The organism is Ruegeria jejuensis, assembly GCF_041537905.1.
In the GTDB taxonomy this organism is placed as follows: Bacteria; Pseudomonadota; Alphaproteobacteria; order Rhodobacterales; family Rhodobacteraceae; genus Ruegeria_C.
Genome location: NZ_JBGRUO010000026.1, coordinates 22,202 through 36,060, shown reverse-complemented (window position 1 = coordinate 36,060; position 13,859 = coordinate 22,202). Strand labels below are relative to the sequence as shown.

The window sequence follows — 13,859 nt, the reverse complement described above, 5'->3', positions numbered from 1 at the left end:
CGCAGTGATGAGCATTCTGGAAGTCAAAGGCGTCAACAAACGTTTCGGCGGATTGCAGGCGCTGGGGGATGTAAACCTCAGCGTCAAGGAAAACTCGGTACATGCCATCATCGGGCCGAACGGCGCGGGCAAATCCACGCTGCTGAACTGTCTGGTGGGCAAGCTGATCCCCGATACCGGCAGCGTGATGTTTGATGGCCAGTCGGTTCTGGGCCGGGCCCCGTTCGAGATCAATCAGATGGGCATCAGCCGGGTGTTTCAGACGCCCGAAATTTTCGGCGAACTCACGGTGATGGAAAACATGATGATCCCGATCTTCGCCAAACGCGACGGGGCGTTTCGTATGCATGCCTATGAGACCGTCCAGAACGAGAAACAGATCGTCGAAGCGGCCGAGGAAATGCTGGAAGAGATGAACATGGCCGACAAACGCGACATGCATTCCGCATCGCTGTCACGCGGGGACAAACGGCGGCTTGAGATCGGCATGTGCCTCAGCCAGCAGCCGCGCCTGCTGCTGCTGGACGAGCCGACGGCGGGTATGGCGCGGGCCGATACCAACAACACGATCGATCTGCTGAAACAAATCCGCGACGAACGCGACATCACCATCGCCATCATCGAACACGACATGCATGTGGTGTTCAGCCTCGCCGACCGGATCACGGTTCTGGCCCAAGGCACACCGCTGGTCGAGGACAGCCCCGAAAACATTCGTGGCAATCCCAAGGTGCGCGAAGCCTATCTGGGCGAAAGCGCGTAAGGAGAAATCATCATGAACACCAAACCCGATTTCTCGAAAAACGCCAATCAGGCCAAGACCGCCCCCGCCTTCCTGTCGGTCTGGGACATGCATTCCTACTACGGCGAAAGCTATATCGTGCAGGGCGTGTCCTTCAACGTGCACGAAGGCGAGATCCTTGCCTTGCTGGGCCGCAACGGTGCTGGCAAGACCTCGACACTCAGGTCTATCGCGCGGTTGGGCGACCCCGAGGTCAAGCATGGCGAGATCTGGCTCGATCACAAACCGCTGCACAAGATGGCCAGCCACGAGGCCGCCGCGTCCGGGTTGGGCCTTGTGCCCGAGGACCGCCGGATCATCCCCGGCCTGACGGTCGAGGAAAACCTGCAGCTGGCGCAAATCGCACCACCGGTCGGCTGGTCGCTGGAGCGGCTCTATGAATTGTTCCCGCGCCTGGGAGAGCGGCGCAAGCAAGAGGGCGTGACGCTTTCAGGCGGCGAGCAGCAGATGCTGGCCATTGCCCGCGCGCTGGCGCGTGACCTCAAAGTGCTGCTGCTGGACGAACCCTACGAAGGTCTGGCCCCGGTGATCGTGGACGAGATTGAAAAGACGCTCATGCATATCAAAGAGCAGGGCATGACCACGATCATCGTTGAACAGAACGCGGTGCGGGCGCTGGAATTGGCGGACCGGGCGGTTATTCTGGACACCGGCAGCATCGTCTTTGACGGCACCGCTGCGGACGTGCTGGAAAACGAGGATTTGCGCTCGGAATATCTGGCGATCTGACACAGGCCGCGGGTTTTTCGGAACACCCGGTTGCCGCAGTCGCGGAACCCGCCGTAAATGGCCCTATGAAGATCTGCGCGTTGACGATGGTGTATCGCGATTACTGGGCCCTGTCCCAGTGGTACGCGCATTACGGCCGACATCTGGGTCCCCAAAACCTGTTTGTGGTGGCGCATGGGGCCGACCCTAAAATCCAGGAACTTTGCCCCGACGCCAGCATCATCACCGTCCCGCGCGACAAGCTCACGGAATTTGACCTGTCCCGGGGCCGCCTGCTGAACGGGTTTCAGACCGGGCTGAATCAGGTTTATGACTGGGTCATCCGTACCGATGTGGATGAGTTGATCTACCTCGATCCGGCCCGCTATCAGAGCTTTGCCGATCTCTTCGAACAGAACCCCGGACGCGCACAATTCTCGCTCGGGCTGAATCTGGCCGAACTGCCAGACGATCCGGAACTCAAACCCGGCATGCTGGCGCTGCAGCACCGGCGGCGGGCGCTGTTTTCAGCCCATTACAGCAAGGCCTGGGCGGTACGCCAGCATGTCGGACTGCGTCGGCACGGGATAGAGATTCGTCCGCGCCATACCGAGGCTTACCCGTTCTCGGTGCCACGCGGCGTCTATCTGGTGCATCTCAAATACGCCAACACACACGCGCTTGCCGAAAGCGACACACACAGGATGCAGGTCGCATCGGAACCGGGCCGCGGCACGCCTGGGCAATCCTGGCTCAAGCCCGACATTCGCAATCGCAAGTTCGCCGACCGAGTCCGCAGCTTGCCGCCGACCGATTGGGAAGAGGCGGAACCGCAAGCCTATGCTCAGATCAGTGGCGAACCTGAACGGGACCGCCGCATCGGCCTGATCCGGGTACGCGACGTCCCGCTCAACCTTGCCACCGACCTGCCCGGCTGGTTCCGTTCAGCGTGATCCGGTTAGAACTTCGGGTACCGGAGCTATTGGTTCCTTCCCGAGCGTCGCCAGTCCGTTCCCGTGTCGGCGAAACCTACCGCCAAGGGAACAGGTCCAAATCCGCTAATAGGCAGGAAATGGTTTGAAACCGGCGATTGTGTTTCCCCTATCCAGAATGTTTAGTACCTCAAGTTTCTTAGCCCTTAAGGTTCTTGCCAATGCCTGCGAATCCATATGAATCACAGCCACCAAAAGCGTTCTGGCGATCCGGCGTCTCGGAACAAAATTTGCTGGGTATTTCTGATATTTATGAGCCCAAGTTCGAAATCGACCGAACCGTCCGCATTTCCTGCGCGGGAAGTTGCTTTGCACAGCATATCGGGGCGCAGTTCAAGAAGCGCGGCTTCAACTATGTCGACCTGGAAACACCGCCCCCGGCGCTGTCTCGCGAACGGTGGCATGAATTTGGCTACGACCTTTATTCGGCGCGCTACGGCAATATCTACACACCACGGCAACTCATCCAGATGCTGGCCCGCGCCAGCGGCACTCTGCAGCCGATTGAAACCGCTTACGTCGATGAGAACGGGCGCGCCCGTGATCCGTTCCGCCCCGCCATCGAACCCGACGGCTTTGCTGATATTGACGAGCTTGAAACGGATCGGCGCTATCACCTGTCTCAGGTTGCCTCGATGCTGGATCAAACCGACCTGTTCGTCTTTACACTTGGCTTGACCGAAGCCTGGGAAAGTATCGAGGACGGCGTGGCTTTGCCGACCTGCCCGGGGACGGTGGGGGGTACCTTCGATCCAGCCAAATACCGCTTCAAGAATTTCGACTACGAAGAAACGCTGCAGGACATGAATGCTTTCATCGCTTTGGCGCGTGAAAAGAACCCGCAGATGAAATTCCTGCTGACTGTCTCGCCTGTGCCGCTCACCGCGACGGCGACCGATCAGCATGTTCTGCCTGCGACGATTTACTCCAAGTCGGTGCTGCGAGCCGTCGCAGGCGCGCTCTCGCAGAAGCACGAATTTGTTGACTACTTTCCCTCCTACGAACTCATCGCCTCTCATCCCATGCGGGCGATGTACTACATGCCAAACTTGCGGAACGTTGCGGCCGAGGGCGTCGCACAGGCCATGGATGTGTTCTTTTCCGCCATTGGCGATCAGTCAGGTGACACCGAAACACCCAATCAGGCGACACCCGTTGAGGCCTCTCAGGACGACCTTGTCTGTGAAGAAGCCATTTTGGAGACGTTCGGCCAATGAGTCTCTTTATCTGCGGAAACTCTCATACTGCTGCAATCAAACAGGGTATGATCCGAGTCGGCAAAAAATCGACCGACGTGCATGTCTTTGCTCTGGGCAGTGGCGCCTATGAAACCGCCCCGTTCAGCGAAGTACGTGGCAACCGAATCTTCTTCACAGAACCGCTCTTTTCCGAGCGGGTTGAAACCGCGACCTCCGAGGTGTCGATCGATGACACCCATGTTTGGGGCTTGGTCACCGGGACCCACAACAACCGAATACTGCGAGGAGAGTTCTGGAAGGAAGCGACCCCAACCTGCCTTGACCATCCCGATATGCGACCTGTTTCAAGGGCTGTCGTCGACGCCATCATCGATGACGATCAGAGATACATCAAAGCTTTCCTTGCGCAACTCAAGCAGATCAACGCCAAGTTCTTTGTCATTTCCTGCCCAGCGGTGCGACGCAATAGTGTCATCGCTGAAAGCGGCATTCCACTCGATATCATTTCGGCGATCGACAGCCGAGCGCGGCAGCGTTTCACCGACTGGCTGACCGAGCAGGACATCCCGTTTATCGCACCGCCCGAAGGGACGATGGACGACCAGGGGTTTCTGTTGAAAGAGTATTCACTGGAAAAGACATTCACTGGCAAACGGGACCCGCATCATGCAAACGCAGATTACGGGACGCTTATGTATCAGAAGATTCAGGATTTCCTCGCGCAAAACCACCCGGAAATCTGAGCCTGAAACGATGACACCCGGATGCTGACGCAAACGCAAAAGGGATAGACTGGCACGCGCGCATTGTCCGACGCGCATTTCTCTTCAATTTCGCGGCAATACCGGTCACCATGGTGTCATGAGCGACCCTGCCTTCGAATATGCGCCCATCGGCCTTGTGGAGTTGGAGAACCGCGTCATTCGGCGCTGCAATCTCTATTTTGCCAAGATGTTCGGCGGCGAGGAGGAAGAGTATCGCGACATGCCGCTCCTGCATCTGTATCCCAGCCAGGCGGATTTCGAACGCATCGGCGCGCGTAGCCTGACAGTGATGCGCGAGACCGGCTATTACTCGGACGAACGCATCATGCGCCGCCGCGACGGTGACCTGTTCTGGTGTCGGGCGCGGGGTAAATCGCTGACCCCCGACGACCCGTTCCGCCACGGGATCTGGAGCTTCTCGGATATCTCGGAGGATCGCCCCTTGGTTGAACTGACCCCGCGCGAGCGGGATGTGGCCATCCTGTCCTGCCGAGGACTGTCAGCCAAGGAGGTTGGCGCGGAACTGGGCCTGAGCTATCGCACGATCGAGGCGCATCGCGCGCGGCTGCTGGAGAAGTTCGGGGCCCGCAAACTGCCCGAACTTGTGGCCAAATTGTCGGGGATGCCGCTGTGATGCAGCTTTTGCTCGCAAAATGGCGTACAAAGCCCCATCTAGCGCAGGGACACGGCGCTTTTCATGGCCGAAAGCTTGGCCTATAACGCCGCGTAAAGTTGAGGTCCGAAACACAACAAGGACCAAGGGGAACGTCGAGGACTCGCATGACAGACAATAAACACGAAGCGGACGTGGCATTCATCAAGGCACTGGCCGAGTTGCTGCGCGACAATGACCTGACCGAATTGCAGGTCAAACGCGACTATGGCGAAGAGGACAGTCTGAATGTCCGCGTCAGCCGCATGGGTCCGGCCACGACGGCGGCACCTGTGCAGGTTGCCGTTCCCACCGCCGCACCGGCCGCCCCTGTGGCAGCCGCTGCCGCGCCCGAGGCCCCGGCCGCCGCCGAAGATCCCGCTAGCCATCCGGGTGCCGTAACCTCGCCGATGGTGGGCACTGTCTATATGCAGGCCGAACCGGGTGCCCCCGCCTTCATCACCGTTGGCGCCACTGTCAGCGAGGGCGACACGTTGCTGATCGTCGAGGCAATGAAGACCATGAACCAGATCAGCGCGCCCAAGGCCGGAACCGTCAAGCGGATCCTGGTCGAGGACGGCGCCGCGGTGGAGTTCGGAACCCCTCTGGTCATCATCGAGTAAGGCGGTCCCATGTTCGACAAGATCCTGATTGCCAATCGCGGCGAGATCGCCCTGCGCGTGATCCGCGCGGCACAAGAGATGGGGATCGCCACGGTCGCCGTGCATTCCACCGCCGACAGCGACGCCATGCATGTGCGCATGGCAGATGAGTCGGTCTGCATCGGCCCGGCGCCCAGCCCGCAAAGCTACCTGTCCGTGCCTGCCATCATCTCGGCCTGCGAGATCACCGGCGCACAGGCGATCCATCCCGGCTATGGCTTTCTGTCGGAAAACGCCGCCTTCGTTCAGATCGTCGAGGATCACGGCATCACCTTCATCGGCCCCACTGCCGAACATATCCGCGTCATGGGCGACAAGATCACCGCCAAGGACACGATGAAAGAGTTGGGCGTGCCCTGCGTGCCCGGCTCGGATGGTGGCGTGCCAGACCTTGAAGCAGCAAAGAAGATCGGCGAGGAATTCGGCTATCCCGTCATCATCAAGGCCACCGCCGGTGGCGGCGGACGGGGCATGAAGGTCGCCAACAGCGCCGAAGAGATGGAAACCGCCTTCCGCACCGCGCGGGCCGAAGGCAAGGCCGCCTTCGGCAATGACGAGGTCTATATCGAGAAATACCTGACCACGCCGCGCCATATCGAGATTCAGGTCTTTGGCGATGGTAAGGGCAAGGCGGTACATCTGGGCGAACGCGACTGTTCACTGCAACGCCGCCACCAGAAAGTGTTCGAAGAGGCCCCCGGCCCCTGTATCACCCCCGAAGAGCGCGCCAAGATCGGCAAGGTCTGCGCCGACGCGGTTGCCAAGATCAACTATATCGGTGCGGGTACGATCGAGTTCCTCTATGAGAATGGCGAGTTCTATTTCATCGAAATGAACACCCGCCTGCAGGTGGAACACCCGGTCACCGAGGGCATTTTCGGCGTCGACCTGGTGCGCGAGCAAATCCTCGTTGCCGCAGGCGAGCCGATGTCCTTCGGGCAGGAGGATCTGCGGATCAACGGCCATGCCATCGAGGTGCGCATCAACGCCGAACGGCTGCCCAACTTCGCCCCCTGCCCCGGCAAGATCACGGCCTATCACGCGCCGGGTGGGCTGGGCGTGCGGATGGATTCGGCGCTGTATAATGGTTACTCAATCCCGCCCTATTACGACTCGCTGATCGGCAAGCTGATCGTGCAGGGCCGCGACCGGCCCGAGGCGCTGGCCCGCCTGCATCGGGCTTTGGGCGAGTTGATCGTTGATGGCGTCGACACCACGGTGCCGCTGTTTGACGCGCTGTTGCAGGAACCCGACATCCATAGCGGGGATTACAACATCCACTGGCTGGAACATTGGCTTGAGACCAATCTGGGCGAATGACCCGGTCACCCGGTCATGACCCTGTCGCCTGAACTGCTGCTGCATGGCTATTCCATCGGGATTTTCCCGATGGCCGAACACAGGGAAGACCCGGAGATTTTCTGGGTCGACCCGAAACTGCGGGGTGTCTTCCCGCTTGACGGATTTCACATCTCGCGCTCGCTGGCGCGCCGTCTGCGGCAGCAGGACTACAAGATCACAATCAACCGCGCCTTCGGTGATGTCGTGGACGGTTGCGCCGATCGCAGCGAAACCTGGATCAACGCAGAGCTTCGCGCGCACTACCTGACACTGCATCAACGCGGCAATGCCCATTCGCTTGAGGTCTGGGACAGGCACAAACTGGTTGGTGGCGTATACGGAGTGGTGCTGGGCGCGGCGTTTTTCGGCGAAAGCATGTTTTCGCGCCGCACCGATGCCTCAAAGATCGCATTGGCCTATCTGATCGACCGGCTGGTGCAGACCGGTTTCCAGCTGTTTGACACGCAGTTCCTGACCCCGCATCTGGCCTCGTTGGGGGCCATCGAAATCCCGCGTGCGGAATATCACAGATTGCTGGAACCGGCCGTCGCGTCCATCGCAGATTTCACCACGCCGCTCGAACAGAGCCCTCAGGGCGTCATACAGCGGATCACCCAGACATCATAGCGCGCGTGATCCAGCGCGTTCAGCGCCGGGGAGCTGGCAATCATCCAGCCATCAAACAGCGCCTGAGCCTTGCCGGTTTCCCAGATGGTCAAATAGGCAAACGCATCGCCGGTCGGGTTTTCGACCGGAAACCGGCAATCCCCCAGCGCCACATCAAGGCCGAAGATCTGACCTGTCTCGCCATTGCGAATGTCCACATCCACGGTCTGGCCGTTCACCTTGTCCAGCCCGCGCAACACGCCACCGGTGCCCGAGGTCACGGCATCCTGTGCCATTGCGCCCTGCGTCAGCAAGGCAAGCGTGATGATCGCGGCGCGGATCACTCGCCGCTCCCGTCGCCCGCAACGAATTTGACCAGCAGCGAGATCAGGCTGACCGCGCCCTGCGTATCCTCGATCTGATCGCCCGCCTCAAAGTAAAAGGGCGAGCCGCCCGGCATGATCTCGACGAAGTTGCCGCCCAAGAGCCCCTCCGAGGAAATCACGGCAGCGCTGTCATCGGGCACCTGAATGTTGTTGGCGACCGAAAAGGTGGTGTCGGCACGATAGCTTTCGGGGTTCAGGTCCACACCGGTCACGGTGCCGATCTTGACGCCCGCCAGGCGTACATCGGTGCCAACGGTGACGCCTTCCAAAGACCGGAAGGACGCGCCAAGCTCATAGCCTGCGCTGGAATTCGACAGGCCCGTGGCCTGGGTGGCATAGACGCCAAATACGATGGCTGCGGCCAGCACGGCGCCGCCGACCACGATCTCTGTGGTGTTGTGGGTACTCATGAAAAAATCCGCCTATTCGGGGGTCCAGGCCTCGTAGTCTTTCCGCTCGACCGGGTCCGCCCGACGCAGCGATCCCGCTGGCGCATAGGCCAACGGCGTGCCGGTCAAGTTTTCCTGATGCGGCTTTTCCCAGGCCTTGTGGCTGAGGGGCTTGTCGGTCGGAGGCTCGTCCCAGGTACGATGCAGCCAGCCATGCCAGTTCGGGTCGATCCGGCTGGCCTCGGCCTCACCGTTGAAGATCACCCAGCGCTGGCTGTCATCGGCATTCTTGTAGAACACGTTACCTTCGTCATCCTCGCCCACCTTGATGCCCTTGCGCGACGTGTAGATACGCGTGTTCAACGTCGACCCGTTCCACCAGGTGACCGCGCTCAGCAGAGTGTTCAGGATTCCCATACGTGCCTCCGGACTGCGTTGTCCCTGATATGGACCAATGGGCCGCGAAGGTCCAGTGTCAGGCAGGTGATGCGCGCTATTCCGGCAAAACTGCGGTGACCTCGATCTCGATGCGGTCTTCGGGTGTAATGAGATTGCATTCGATCACAGTTGCCGCGGGCGGGTTGGGACCAAAGGTTTCTACCAGCAAGGGCCAGCAAAGCTCGAATTCCTGCATATCCGGCAAATAGTAGTTCACGCGAACCACATCGGCGAAGCTTGACCCCGCCTCAGCCAGAGCCTTTCCAATAGCGTCCAGAGACGATCTGCATTGGCCAACGATATCTTTGGGCACGTCATCACCCTGAGCACAGGTTCCCGCGACAAAAACGAACCCGTTTGCCGCGACCGCGCGACAGTAGCCGACCTTGGCCTCGAACACTCCACCAGATGAAATGCGTCTGATCTTCATGATACCTCCAAAATTGGAAACGGCGCGGTCCCTGCCGCGCCGTCTGCCTGAAATCGTAGAAGACTCAGCCCGCCGTCGCCGGTTCCTTGTCAGCATCGGCATAGATCATCAGCGGTTGAGCGTCGGAGGTCACCGCTTCTTCGTTGACCACCACCTTTGTCACATGCTCCATCCCCGGCAGGTCGAACATGGTATCCAGCAGGATGTCTTCGAGGATCGAGCGCAGCCCGCGCGCGCCGGTCTTGCGTTCGATGGCGCGCTGCGCGATCGACTTGAGCGCATCATCGGTGAAGTCCAACTCGGTATCTTCCAGTTCGAACAGGCGCTGATACTGCTTGACCAATGCGTTCTTCGGCTGAGTCAGGATGGTCACCAGCGCGTCCTGATCCAGATCCTCCAGCGTTGCCAGCACCGGCAGACGTCCGACAAATTCCGGGATCAACCCGAATTTCAGAAGATCTTCCGGTTCCAGATCCTGGAAAATCTCGCCCACACCGCGGTCATCATTGTCACGCACATCGGCACCAAAGCCCATGGCCGAGCCCTTGCCCCGCTGCGCGATGATCTTATCGAGACCAGCAAAGGCCCCACCGCAGATGAACAGGATGTTGGTGGTGTCCACCTGCAGGAATTCCTGCTGTGGATGCTTGCGCCCGCCCTGCGGCGGCACGCTGGCCACGGTGCCCTCCATCAGTTTCAGAAGCGCCTGCTGCACGCCCTCGCCCGACACATCACGGGTGATGCTGGGGTTTTCGGACTTGCGGGTGATCTTGTCGACCTCGTCGATATAGACGATGCCGCGCTGCGCGCGTTCGACGTTGTATTCAGACGCTTGCAACAGCTTGAGGATGATGTTTTCCACATCCTCGCCGACATAACCTGCCTCGGTCAGCGTGGTAGCGTCAGCCATGGTAAAGGGCACATCCAGAATCCGCGCCAGCGTTTGCGCCAGCAATGTCTTGCCGCAGCCGGTTGGGCCGATCAGCAGGATGTTCGACTTGGCAAGTTCGATATCGCCGCCCGCCTTCTGAGCGTGGTTCAGGCGCTTGTAGTGGTTGTGTACCGCAACGGACAGAACCCGCTTGGCGGTGGCCTGGCCGATCACGTAATCGTCAAGCACGCCGCAGATGTCTTTCGGCGTCGGCACCCCATCGCTGGACTTCAGCCCGCTGGCCTTGGTTTCCTCGCGGATGATGTCCATGCACAACTCGACACATTCATCACAGATGAACACGGTCGGCCCCGCGATCAGCTTGCGCACCTCGTGCTGGCTCTTGCCGCAGAAGCTGCAATAGAGCGTGTTCTTGCTGTCACCGCCTGAATTCGTCGCCATGCTTTACCTTTCGGGCTCCGTCATCGCCGCCACTTCTTGCAGCAGCTTAGGCCAGCGCACCGGCCTTCACAATCGCAATTTGCACCTGCTCACGGCCTTCTCATGCCGCGTGCAGCCTTATGACTCGTCGTCGCTATCCTTGGCCCGGCTGTCGACGATTTCGTCGATATGGCCCCAATCCTTGGCTTCTTCCGGGCTCATGAAATTGTCGCGGTCCAGCGCCTTTTCGACCACCTTCTTGGTCTGGCCGGTATGTTTGACATAAATCTCGTGCAGCCGATCTTTCAGCTTCTGTGTTTCGGCCGCATGGATCATGATGTCACTGGCCTGACCCTGATACCCGCCCGAGGGCTGGTGCACCATGATCCGGCTGTTGGGTAGCGAAAACCGCATCCCTTTCTCGCCCCCCACCAGCAGCAGCGAGCCCATCGAGGCCGCCTGACCGATCACCAGCGTCGAACATTTCGGCCGGATATACTGCATCGTGTCATAGATCGACAATCCGCTGGTCACCACGCCACCGGGCGAGTTGATGTAGATCGAGATTTCCTTCGTCGGATTCTCGGCCTCCAGGTGCAGCAGCTGCGCCACCACCAGATGGCTCATCCCGTCATGGATCGGGCCGTTGATGAAAATGATCCGCTCCTTCAGCAGGCGCGAAAAGATGTCATAGGCCCGTTCGCCTCGGCTGGTCTGTTCAACCACCATGGGCACGAGAGTATTGGCGTAAGTATCAACGGGATCGAACATGGTAGACCTGCCTGCTCTTGAAGGGTGCGCCGGAAGGATACCGGGGCCGGGTTACCCGAGTCTTAGTATCGGTGCGGGGGGGCTGCAAGGGGTGGCGGTCATCTGGTTCGTCTATCTGTGCGATAGGCCGACCCGTGCGTTCATCGCCTGCGCCACCGCAACCCTGCTTGCAATGACCGACATGCATGACGACGCCAAAGGGCCGAGCTGAGCGCCTTGCATCGTGACCTCGGAAACGCTTAAAGATATAACAATCGAGCAGATATGGAGACTATGATGACCCGAGTATTGGTGATTGGCCTGATGACCCTGACCCTGGCCGCCTGTGAAACCGCCAAAGGTGCCGGGCGCGATATCGAAAAGGCCGGTGACGCGATCACGAACACAGCAAGTGATGTTCAGGAAAATCTCTGACCTGACCCCGTTGCGTTCAGGAAACTGTAACCAGAACGCAACATATAGGCATCACTGAAGAAAACCACGCCGCTTTGGCGGTTGATACACAAGATATTGTTGATTTTCGCGCGTCATGCCGATATCTGACAGGGTACAGGTGCATAGACGCGGTACGCATCAACTGACGACGGGGCTTGCCGGGACCTCCCAGGCGAGCCTCGTTTCGTTTTGGCAATGCGCAATAGGAAAAGGCGCCAGGTGCTCAGACGCGGTCCTTGCATGCGCCCTTGCGGACGCCCCTGACGCCTTGCTGATTCATCACAACCCGAGGGCCGCATCAAAACCAGTCACGACCGCCCCGAAGAGCCGCCGCCGCCGGACCCCGCCCGAAGACGCCGCCCGACACACACCGACCGTTTGAAAAGCCTGCCACCCGCTTCAAATCCTAAGATCCTCCGCGACTGGCCCGCTCCCGGTAAGCCGATGACATATCAGAGTAAAACCGAAGCCCTATCCTGATCCGCCATGACCCCCTGGCCGCTGTGCCCTGCTGAGGTCCCGAAGGTCCGCCGCAGTAAGGAGACTGTTACAAAAGCCACTTCGCCGGGCAAGAAAATAGCACTGCAGCATGACAATTAGACGGGGATAACCTGTTGGTATCTGCCGGGATGGAGATGTGGAAAACTCGAAAATCCCCGCGCTGCAAATCACCTTGCATGGGGAAAACCCAAATCCTGTCAGAATCCGCTGATTTTCGAGATTTTCTGCACCTGCAAAGGGCACTCAGGTCCCTTTCGCCCCGACTCACCCGGTAATGCAGGTTCTGCTGGTGAGAGATTCGCGTATCTTGGTCACACAGCGCGTCATCACTGGAATTCGGTGCTACACTTGAAGTGGGGCGGAGCCGGTCAATCGCGGAGAACCTGTCGAACACCCGGACCGAACAATATGGAAACGGATGTCACGACGCTAACCCCCAAACTCGCTAAAAGGTCCGCCTGCCGTCTCCGCCCCTGCCCCGGTTCGAACCGGGACCCTTGGGTGCTGCCCTGGCGGAGGTCCCGATAAAGATCCGGGTGTGACATCCCCGCCAGGGTCTTACGCATCAATTCACGCGCTCAAGAACCGTGCTGTATGTGATGCCGCTGTGCAGGCTGCGGAAGTCGGCATAGATCTTGCCGTCCTGATAGGTCGCGTCGATCAACCCGTTCACCTCGCGATCATAACCGGCCCTGCTTTCGACCATGGCGATATCGCCCGAACCATCCAGACTGATCGTGCCGGTCATCTGACCTTCATTCCAGCGATCCGAACTCTTGCGGCTCCACTTGCTGGTGCCCCAGAACACGTTGTCCTGCTGCTCCTTGATCTCCATCACCCATTCGGATTCGTTGAACCGCGGGGCCCCGTCGCTGTCCTTGTTGGGCAGGGCCGCAACCGTGTGGCTGCCGCTCCATGTGCCGCGCAGATCGGGGGTGTCGCTGGCAAAGGCGCTGGTGGCCAGAGCGAGCGTTCCGGCAAGGGCTGCCGCACCTATGGCTTTCATCCGTGTCATGGTTTCCTCCTCTTCCTTGGGCGTCTGTCAGTATTCAAGGTTGGGAGGTGGGGGGAGGTTTACAATCTGTGGATGTCTAAATGAAGGGATTTTAACGCAGTCTTCATGTTCGGCGTGTCACGCCCAGGCCAGCGCCGTTCCAACCAGAACGAGGCCGATCCCCGCCGCTTCGCGGGTCGAAAAGCTTTCCCCGAAATAAAGCAGCGAGGCGCTGGCGATCAGGATCACCTCGGCGCCCAGAATGGAGACATAGATGAGGCCCAGCCTCTCGCTGCGCAGCGCCGTCATCTCCAGCAGCGCGCCCACCATGATCGCCGCGATGATCAGCAGGGCGATGCCCGGACCGGGCGCGGTCCACCACAATTTCATGCCGATCATGGCGAGGGCATAAAGGCCAGCCGAGCCGAGGGCGATGACAGGGATCATGGACATCTCGGCACCTCGTTGACTGGTTAC

At 59.6% G+C, this 13,859-nt stretch carries 19 protein-coding genes; 11 read left to right on the top strand and 8 right to left on the bottom strand.

Features of this window, described 5'->3' with window-relative positions; genetic code table 11:
* The first annotated feature begins 7 nt into the window (after positions 1 to 7).
* The 9 genes from AB1E34_RS22470 (at position 8) to aat (ending at position 7,747) form a co-directional block, all read left to right on the top strand.
* Positions 8 to 763 (top strand): ABC transporter ATP-binding protein, encoded by a 756-nt coding sequence (locus AB1E34_RS22470; protein WP_372574544.1) that lies wholly within the window; start codon positions 8 to 10, stop codon positions 761 to 763.
* 12 nt (positions 764 to 775) lie between these two features.
* Positions 776 to 1,531 carry an ABC transporter ATP-binding protein gene (locus AB1E34_RS22465; protein WP_372574543.1) on the top strand — a complete coding sequence of 252 codons (756 nt, stop codon included), beginning with the start codon at positions 776 to 778 and terminating at the stop codon, positions 1,529 to 1,531.
* A 65-nt stretch (positions 1,532 to 1,596) separates the two neighbouring features.
* A complete protein-coding gene (locus tag AB1E34_RS22460) occupies positions 1,597 to 2,463 on the top strand; it encodes a glycosyltransferase family protein (protein ID WP_372574542.1) in 867 nt (288 codons plus the stop codon).
* Positions 2,464 to 2,732: 269 nt separating this feature from the next.
* A complete protein-coding gene (locus AB1E34_RS22455) occupies positions 2,733 to 3,719 on the top strand; it encodes a GSCFA domain-containing protein (RefSeq protein WP_372574541.1) in 987 nt (328 codons plus the stop codon).
* Entirely contained in the window at positions 3,716 to 4,444 is a 729-nt protein-coding gene (locus AB1E34_RS22450; protein WP_372574540.1) for a hypothetical protein, read from the top strand. The genes AB1E34_RS22455 and AB1E34_RS22450 overlap by 4 nt, the downstream gene beginning before the upstream one ends.
* Positions 4,445 to 4,562: 118 nt before the next feature.
* On the top strand, positions 4,563 to 5,099 hold the full coding sequence (locus AB1E34_RS22445) for a LuxR C-terminal-related transcriptional regulator (protein WP_306202369.1): 537 nt from the start codon (positions 4,563 to 4,565) through the stop codon (positions 5,097 to 5,099).
* Between the two features lie 146 nt (positions 5,100 to 5,245).
* Positions 5,246 to 5,740: an acetyl-CoA carboxylase biotin carboxyl carrier protein gene (accB, locus tag AB1E34_RS22440; RefSeq protein WP_372574539.1), complete on the top strand. Its 495-nt coding sequence runs from the start codon at positions 5,246 to 5,248 to the stop codon at positions 5,738 to 5,740.
* A 9-nt stretch (positions 5,741 to 5,749) separates the two neighbouring features.
* Entirely contained in the window at positions 5,750 to 7,099 is a 1,350-nt protein-coding gene (gene accC, locus AB1E34_RS22435) for an acetyl-CoA carboxylase biotin carboxylase subunit (RefSeq protein ID WP_372574538.1), read from the top strand.
* A 15-nt stretch (positions 7,100 to 7,114) separates the two neighbouring features.
* On the top strand, positions 7,115 to 7,747 hold the full coding sequence (aat, locus tag AB1E34_RS22430; protein WP_372574537.1) for a leucyl/phenylalanyl-tRNA--protein transferase: 633 nt from the start codon (positions 7,115 to 7,117) through the stop codon (positions 7,745 to 7,747).
* Here aat and AB1E34_RS22425 read toward each other — a convergent pair.
* The 6 genes from AB1E34_RS22425 to AB1E34_RS22400 form a co-directional block, all read right to left on the bottom strand.
* On the bottom strand, positions 7,711 to 8,070 hold the full coding sequence (locus AB1E34_RS22425; RefSeq protein ID WP_372574536.1) for a DUF2155 domain-containing protein: 360 nt from the start codon (positions 8,068 to 8,070) through the stop codon (positions 7,711 to 7,713). The genes aat and AB1E34_RS22425 overlap by 37 nt on opposite strands.
* A complete protein-coding gene (gene mlaD, locus AB1E34_RS22420; RefSeq protein WP_372574535.1) occupies positions 8,067 to 8,522 on the bottom strand; it encodes an outer membrane lipid asymmetry maintenance protein MlaD in 456 nt (151 codons plus the stop codon). The genes AB1E34_RS22425 and mlaD overlap by 4 nt, the downstream gene beginning before the upstream one ends.
* Positions 8,523 to 8,534: 12 nt before the next feature.
* Entirely contained in the window at positions 8,535 to 8,918 is a 384-nt protein-coding gene (locus AB1E34_RS22415) for an NADH:ubiquinone oxidoreductase subunit NDUFA12 (protein WP_372574534.1), read from the bottom strand.
* Between the two features lie 76 nt (positions 8,919 to 8,994).
* A complete protein-coding gene (locus tag AB1E34_RS22410; protein WP_372574533.1) occupies positions 8,995 to 9,369 on the bottom strand; it encodes a Rid family hydrolase in 375 nt (124 codons plus the stop codon).
* Positions 9,370 to 9,433: 64 nt separating this feature from the next.
* A complete protein-coding gene (gene clpX / locus AB1E34_RS22405) occupies positions 9,434 to 10,702 on the bottom strand; it encodes an ATP-dependent Clp protease ATP-binding subunit ClpX (protein WP_306202352.1) in 1,269 nt (422 codons plus the stop codon).
* Positions 10,703 to 10,819: 117 nt separating this feature from the next.
* Positions 10,820 to 11,452, bottom strand: a complete 633-nt coding sequence (locus AB1E34_RS22400; RefSeq protein ID WP_372574532.1) for an ATP-dependent Clp protease proteolytic subunit — start codon at positions 11,450 to 11,452, stop codon at positions 10,820 to 10,822.
* Between AB1E34_RS22400 and AB1E34_RS22395 the strand changes: the two genes are divergently transcribed.
* Entirely contained in the window at positions 11,451 to 11,663 is a 213-nt protein-coding gene (locus AB1E34_RS22395) for a hypothetical protein (protein WP_372574531.1), read from the top strand. The two genes, AB1E34_RS22400 and AB1E34_RS22395, sit on opposite strands and share 2 nt — an antisense overlap.
* A 65-nt stretch (positions 11,664 to 11,728) precedes the next feature.
* Complete coding sequence (locus AB1E34_RS22390; RefSeq protein WP_372574530.1) at positions 11,729 to 11,866, top strand: entericidin A/B family lipoprotein; 138 nt, start codon at positions 11,729 to 11,731, stop codon at positions 11,864 to 11,866.
* Positions 11,867 to 12,953: 1,087 nt separating this feature from the next.
* Here AB1E34_RS22390 and AB1E34_RS22385 read toward each other — a convergent pair.
* Positions 12,954 to 13,403 (bottom strand): hypothetical protein, encoded by a 450-nt coding sequence (locus AB1E34_RS22385; RefSeq protein ID WP_372574529.1) that lies wholly within the window; start codon positions 13,401 to 13,403, stop codon positions 12,954 to 12,956.
* A 117-nt stretch (positions 13,404 to 13,520) separates the two neighbouring features.
* Entirely contained in the window at positions 13,521 to 13,835 is a 315-nt protein-coding gene (locus AB1E34_RS22380) for a hypothetical protein (protein WP_372574528.1), read from the bottom strand.
* Positions 13,836 to 13,859: the final 24 nt, after the last annotated feature.

Excerpts from the sequence above, each read along its gene's own strand:
- accC (WP_372574538.1), top strand. The coding sequence starts at position 5,750 with ATGTTCGACAAGATCCTGATTGCCAATCGCGGCGAGATCGCCCTGCGC.
- AB1E34_RS22395 (WP_372574531.1), top strand. The coding sequence starts at position 11,451 with ATGGTAGACCTGCCTGCTCTTGAAGGGTGCGCCGGAAGGATACCGGGG.
- clpX (WP_306202352.1), bottom strand. The coding sequence starts at position 10,702 with ATGGCGACGAATTCAGGCGGTGACAGCAAGAACACGCTCTATTGCAGC.
- AB1E34_RS22470 (WP_372574544.1), top strand. The coding sequence starts at position 8 with ATGAGCATTCTGGAAGTCAAAGGCGTCAACAAACGTTTCGGCGGATTG.
- mlaD (WP_372574535.1), bottom strand. The coding sequence starts at position 8,522 with ATGAGTACCCACAACACCACAGAGATCGTGGTCGGCGGCGCCGTGCTG.
- AB1E34_RS22380 (WP_372574528.1), bottom strand. The coding sequence starts at position 13,835 with ATGTCCATGATCCCTGTCATCGCCCTCGGCTCGGCTGGCCTTTATGCC.
- AB1E34_RS22400 (WP_372574532.1), bottom strand. The coding sequence starts at position 11,452 with ATGTTCGATCCCGTTGATACTTACGCCAATACTCTCGTGCCCATGGTG.
- accB (WP_372574539.1), top strand. The coding sequence starts at position 5,246 with ATGACAGACAATAAACACGAAGCGGACGTGGCATTCATCAAGGCACTG.
- AB1E34_RS22460 (WP_372574542.1), top strand. The coding sequence starts at position 1,597 with ATGAAGATCTGCGCGTTGACGATGGTGTATCGCGATTACTGGGCCCTG.
- AB1E34_RS22410 (WP_372574533.1), bottom strand. The coding sequence starts at position 9,369 with ATGAAGATCAGACGCATTTCATCTGGTGGAGTGTTCGAGGCCAAGGTC.
- AB1E34_RS22445 (WP_306202369.1), top strand. The coding sequence starts at position 4,563 with ATGAGCGACCCTGCCTTCGAATATGCGCCCATCGGCCTTGTGGAGTTG.
- aat (WP_372574537.1), top strand. The coding sequence starts at position 7,115 with ATGACCCTGTCGCCTGAACTGCTGCTGCATGGCTATTCCATCGGGATT.
- AB1E34_RS22450 (WP_372574540.1), top strand. The coding sequence starts at position 3,716 with ATGAGTCTCTTTATCTGCGGAAACTCTCATACTGCTGCAATCAAACAG.
- AB1E34_RS22415 (WP_372574534.1), bottom strand. The coding sequence starts at position 8,918 with ATGGGAATCCTGAACACTCTGCTGAGCGCGGTCACCTGGTGGAACGGG.
- AB1E34_RS22390 (WP_372574530.1), top strand. The coding sequence starts at position 11,729 with ATGACCCGAGTATTGGTGATTGGCCTGATGACCCTGACCCTGGCCGCC.
- AB1E34_RS22465 (WP_372574543.1), top strand. The coding sequence starts at position 776 with ATGAACACCAAACCCGATTTCTCGAAAAACGCCAATCAGGCCAAGACC.
- AB1E34_RS22385 (WP_372574529.1), bottom strand. The coding sequence starts at position 13,403 with ATGACACGGATGAAAGCCATAGGTGCGGCAGCCCTTGCCGGAACGCTC.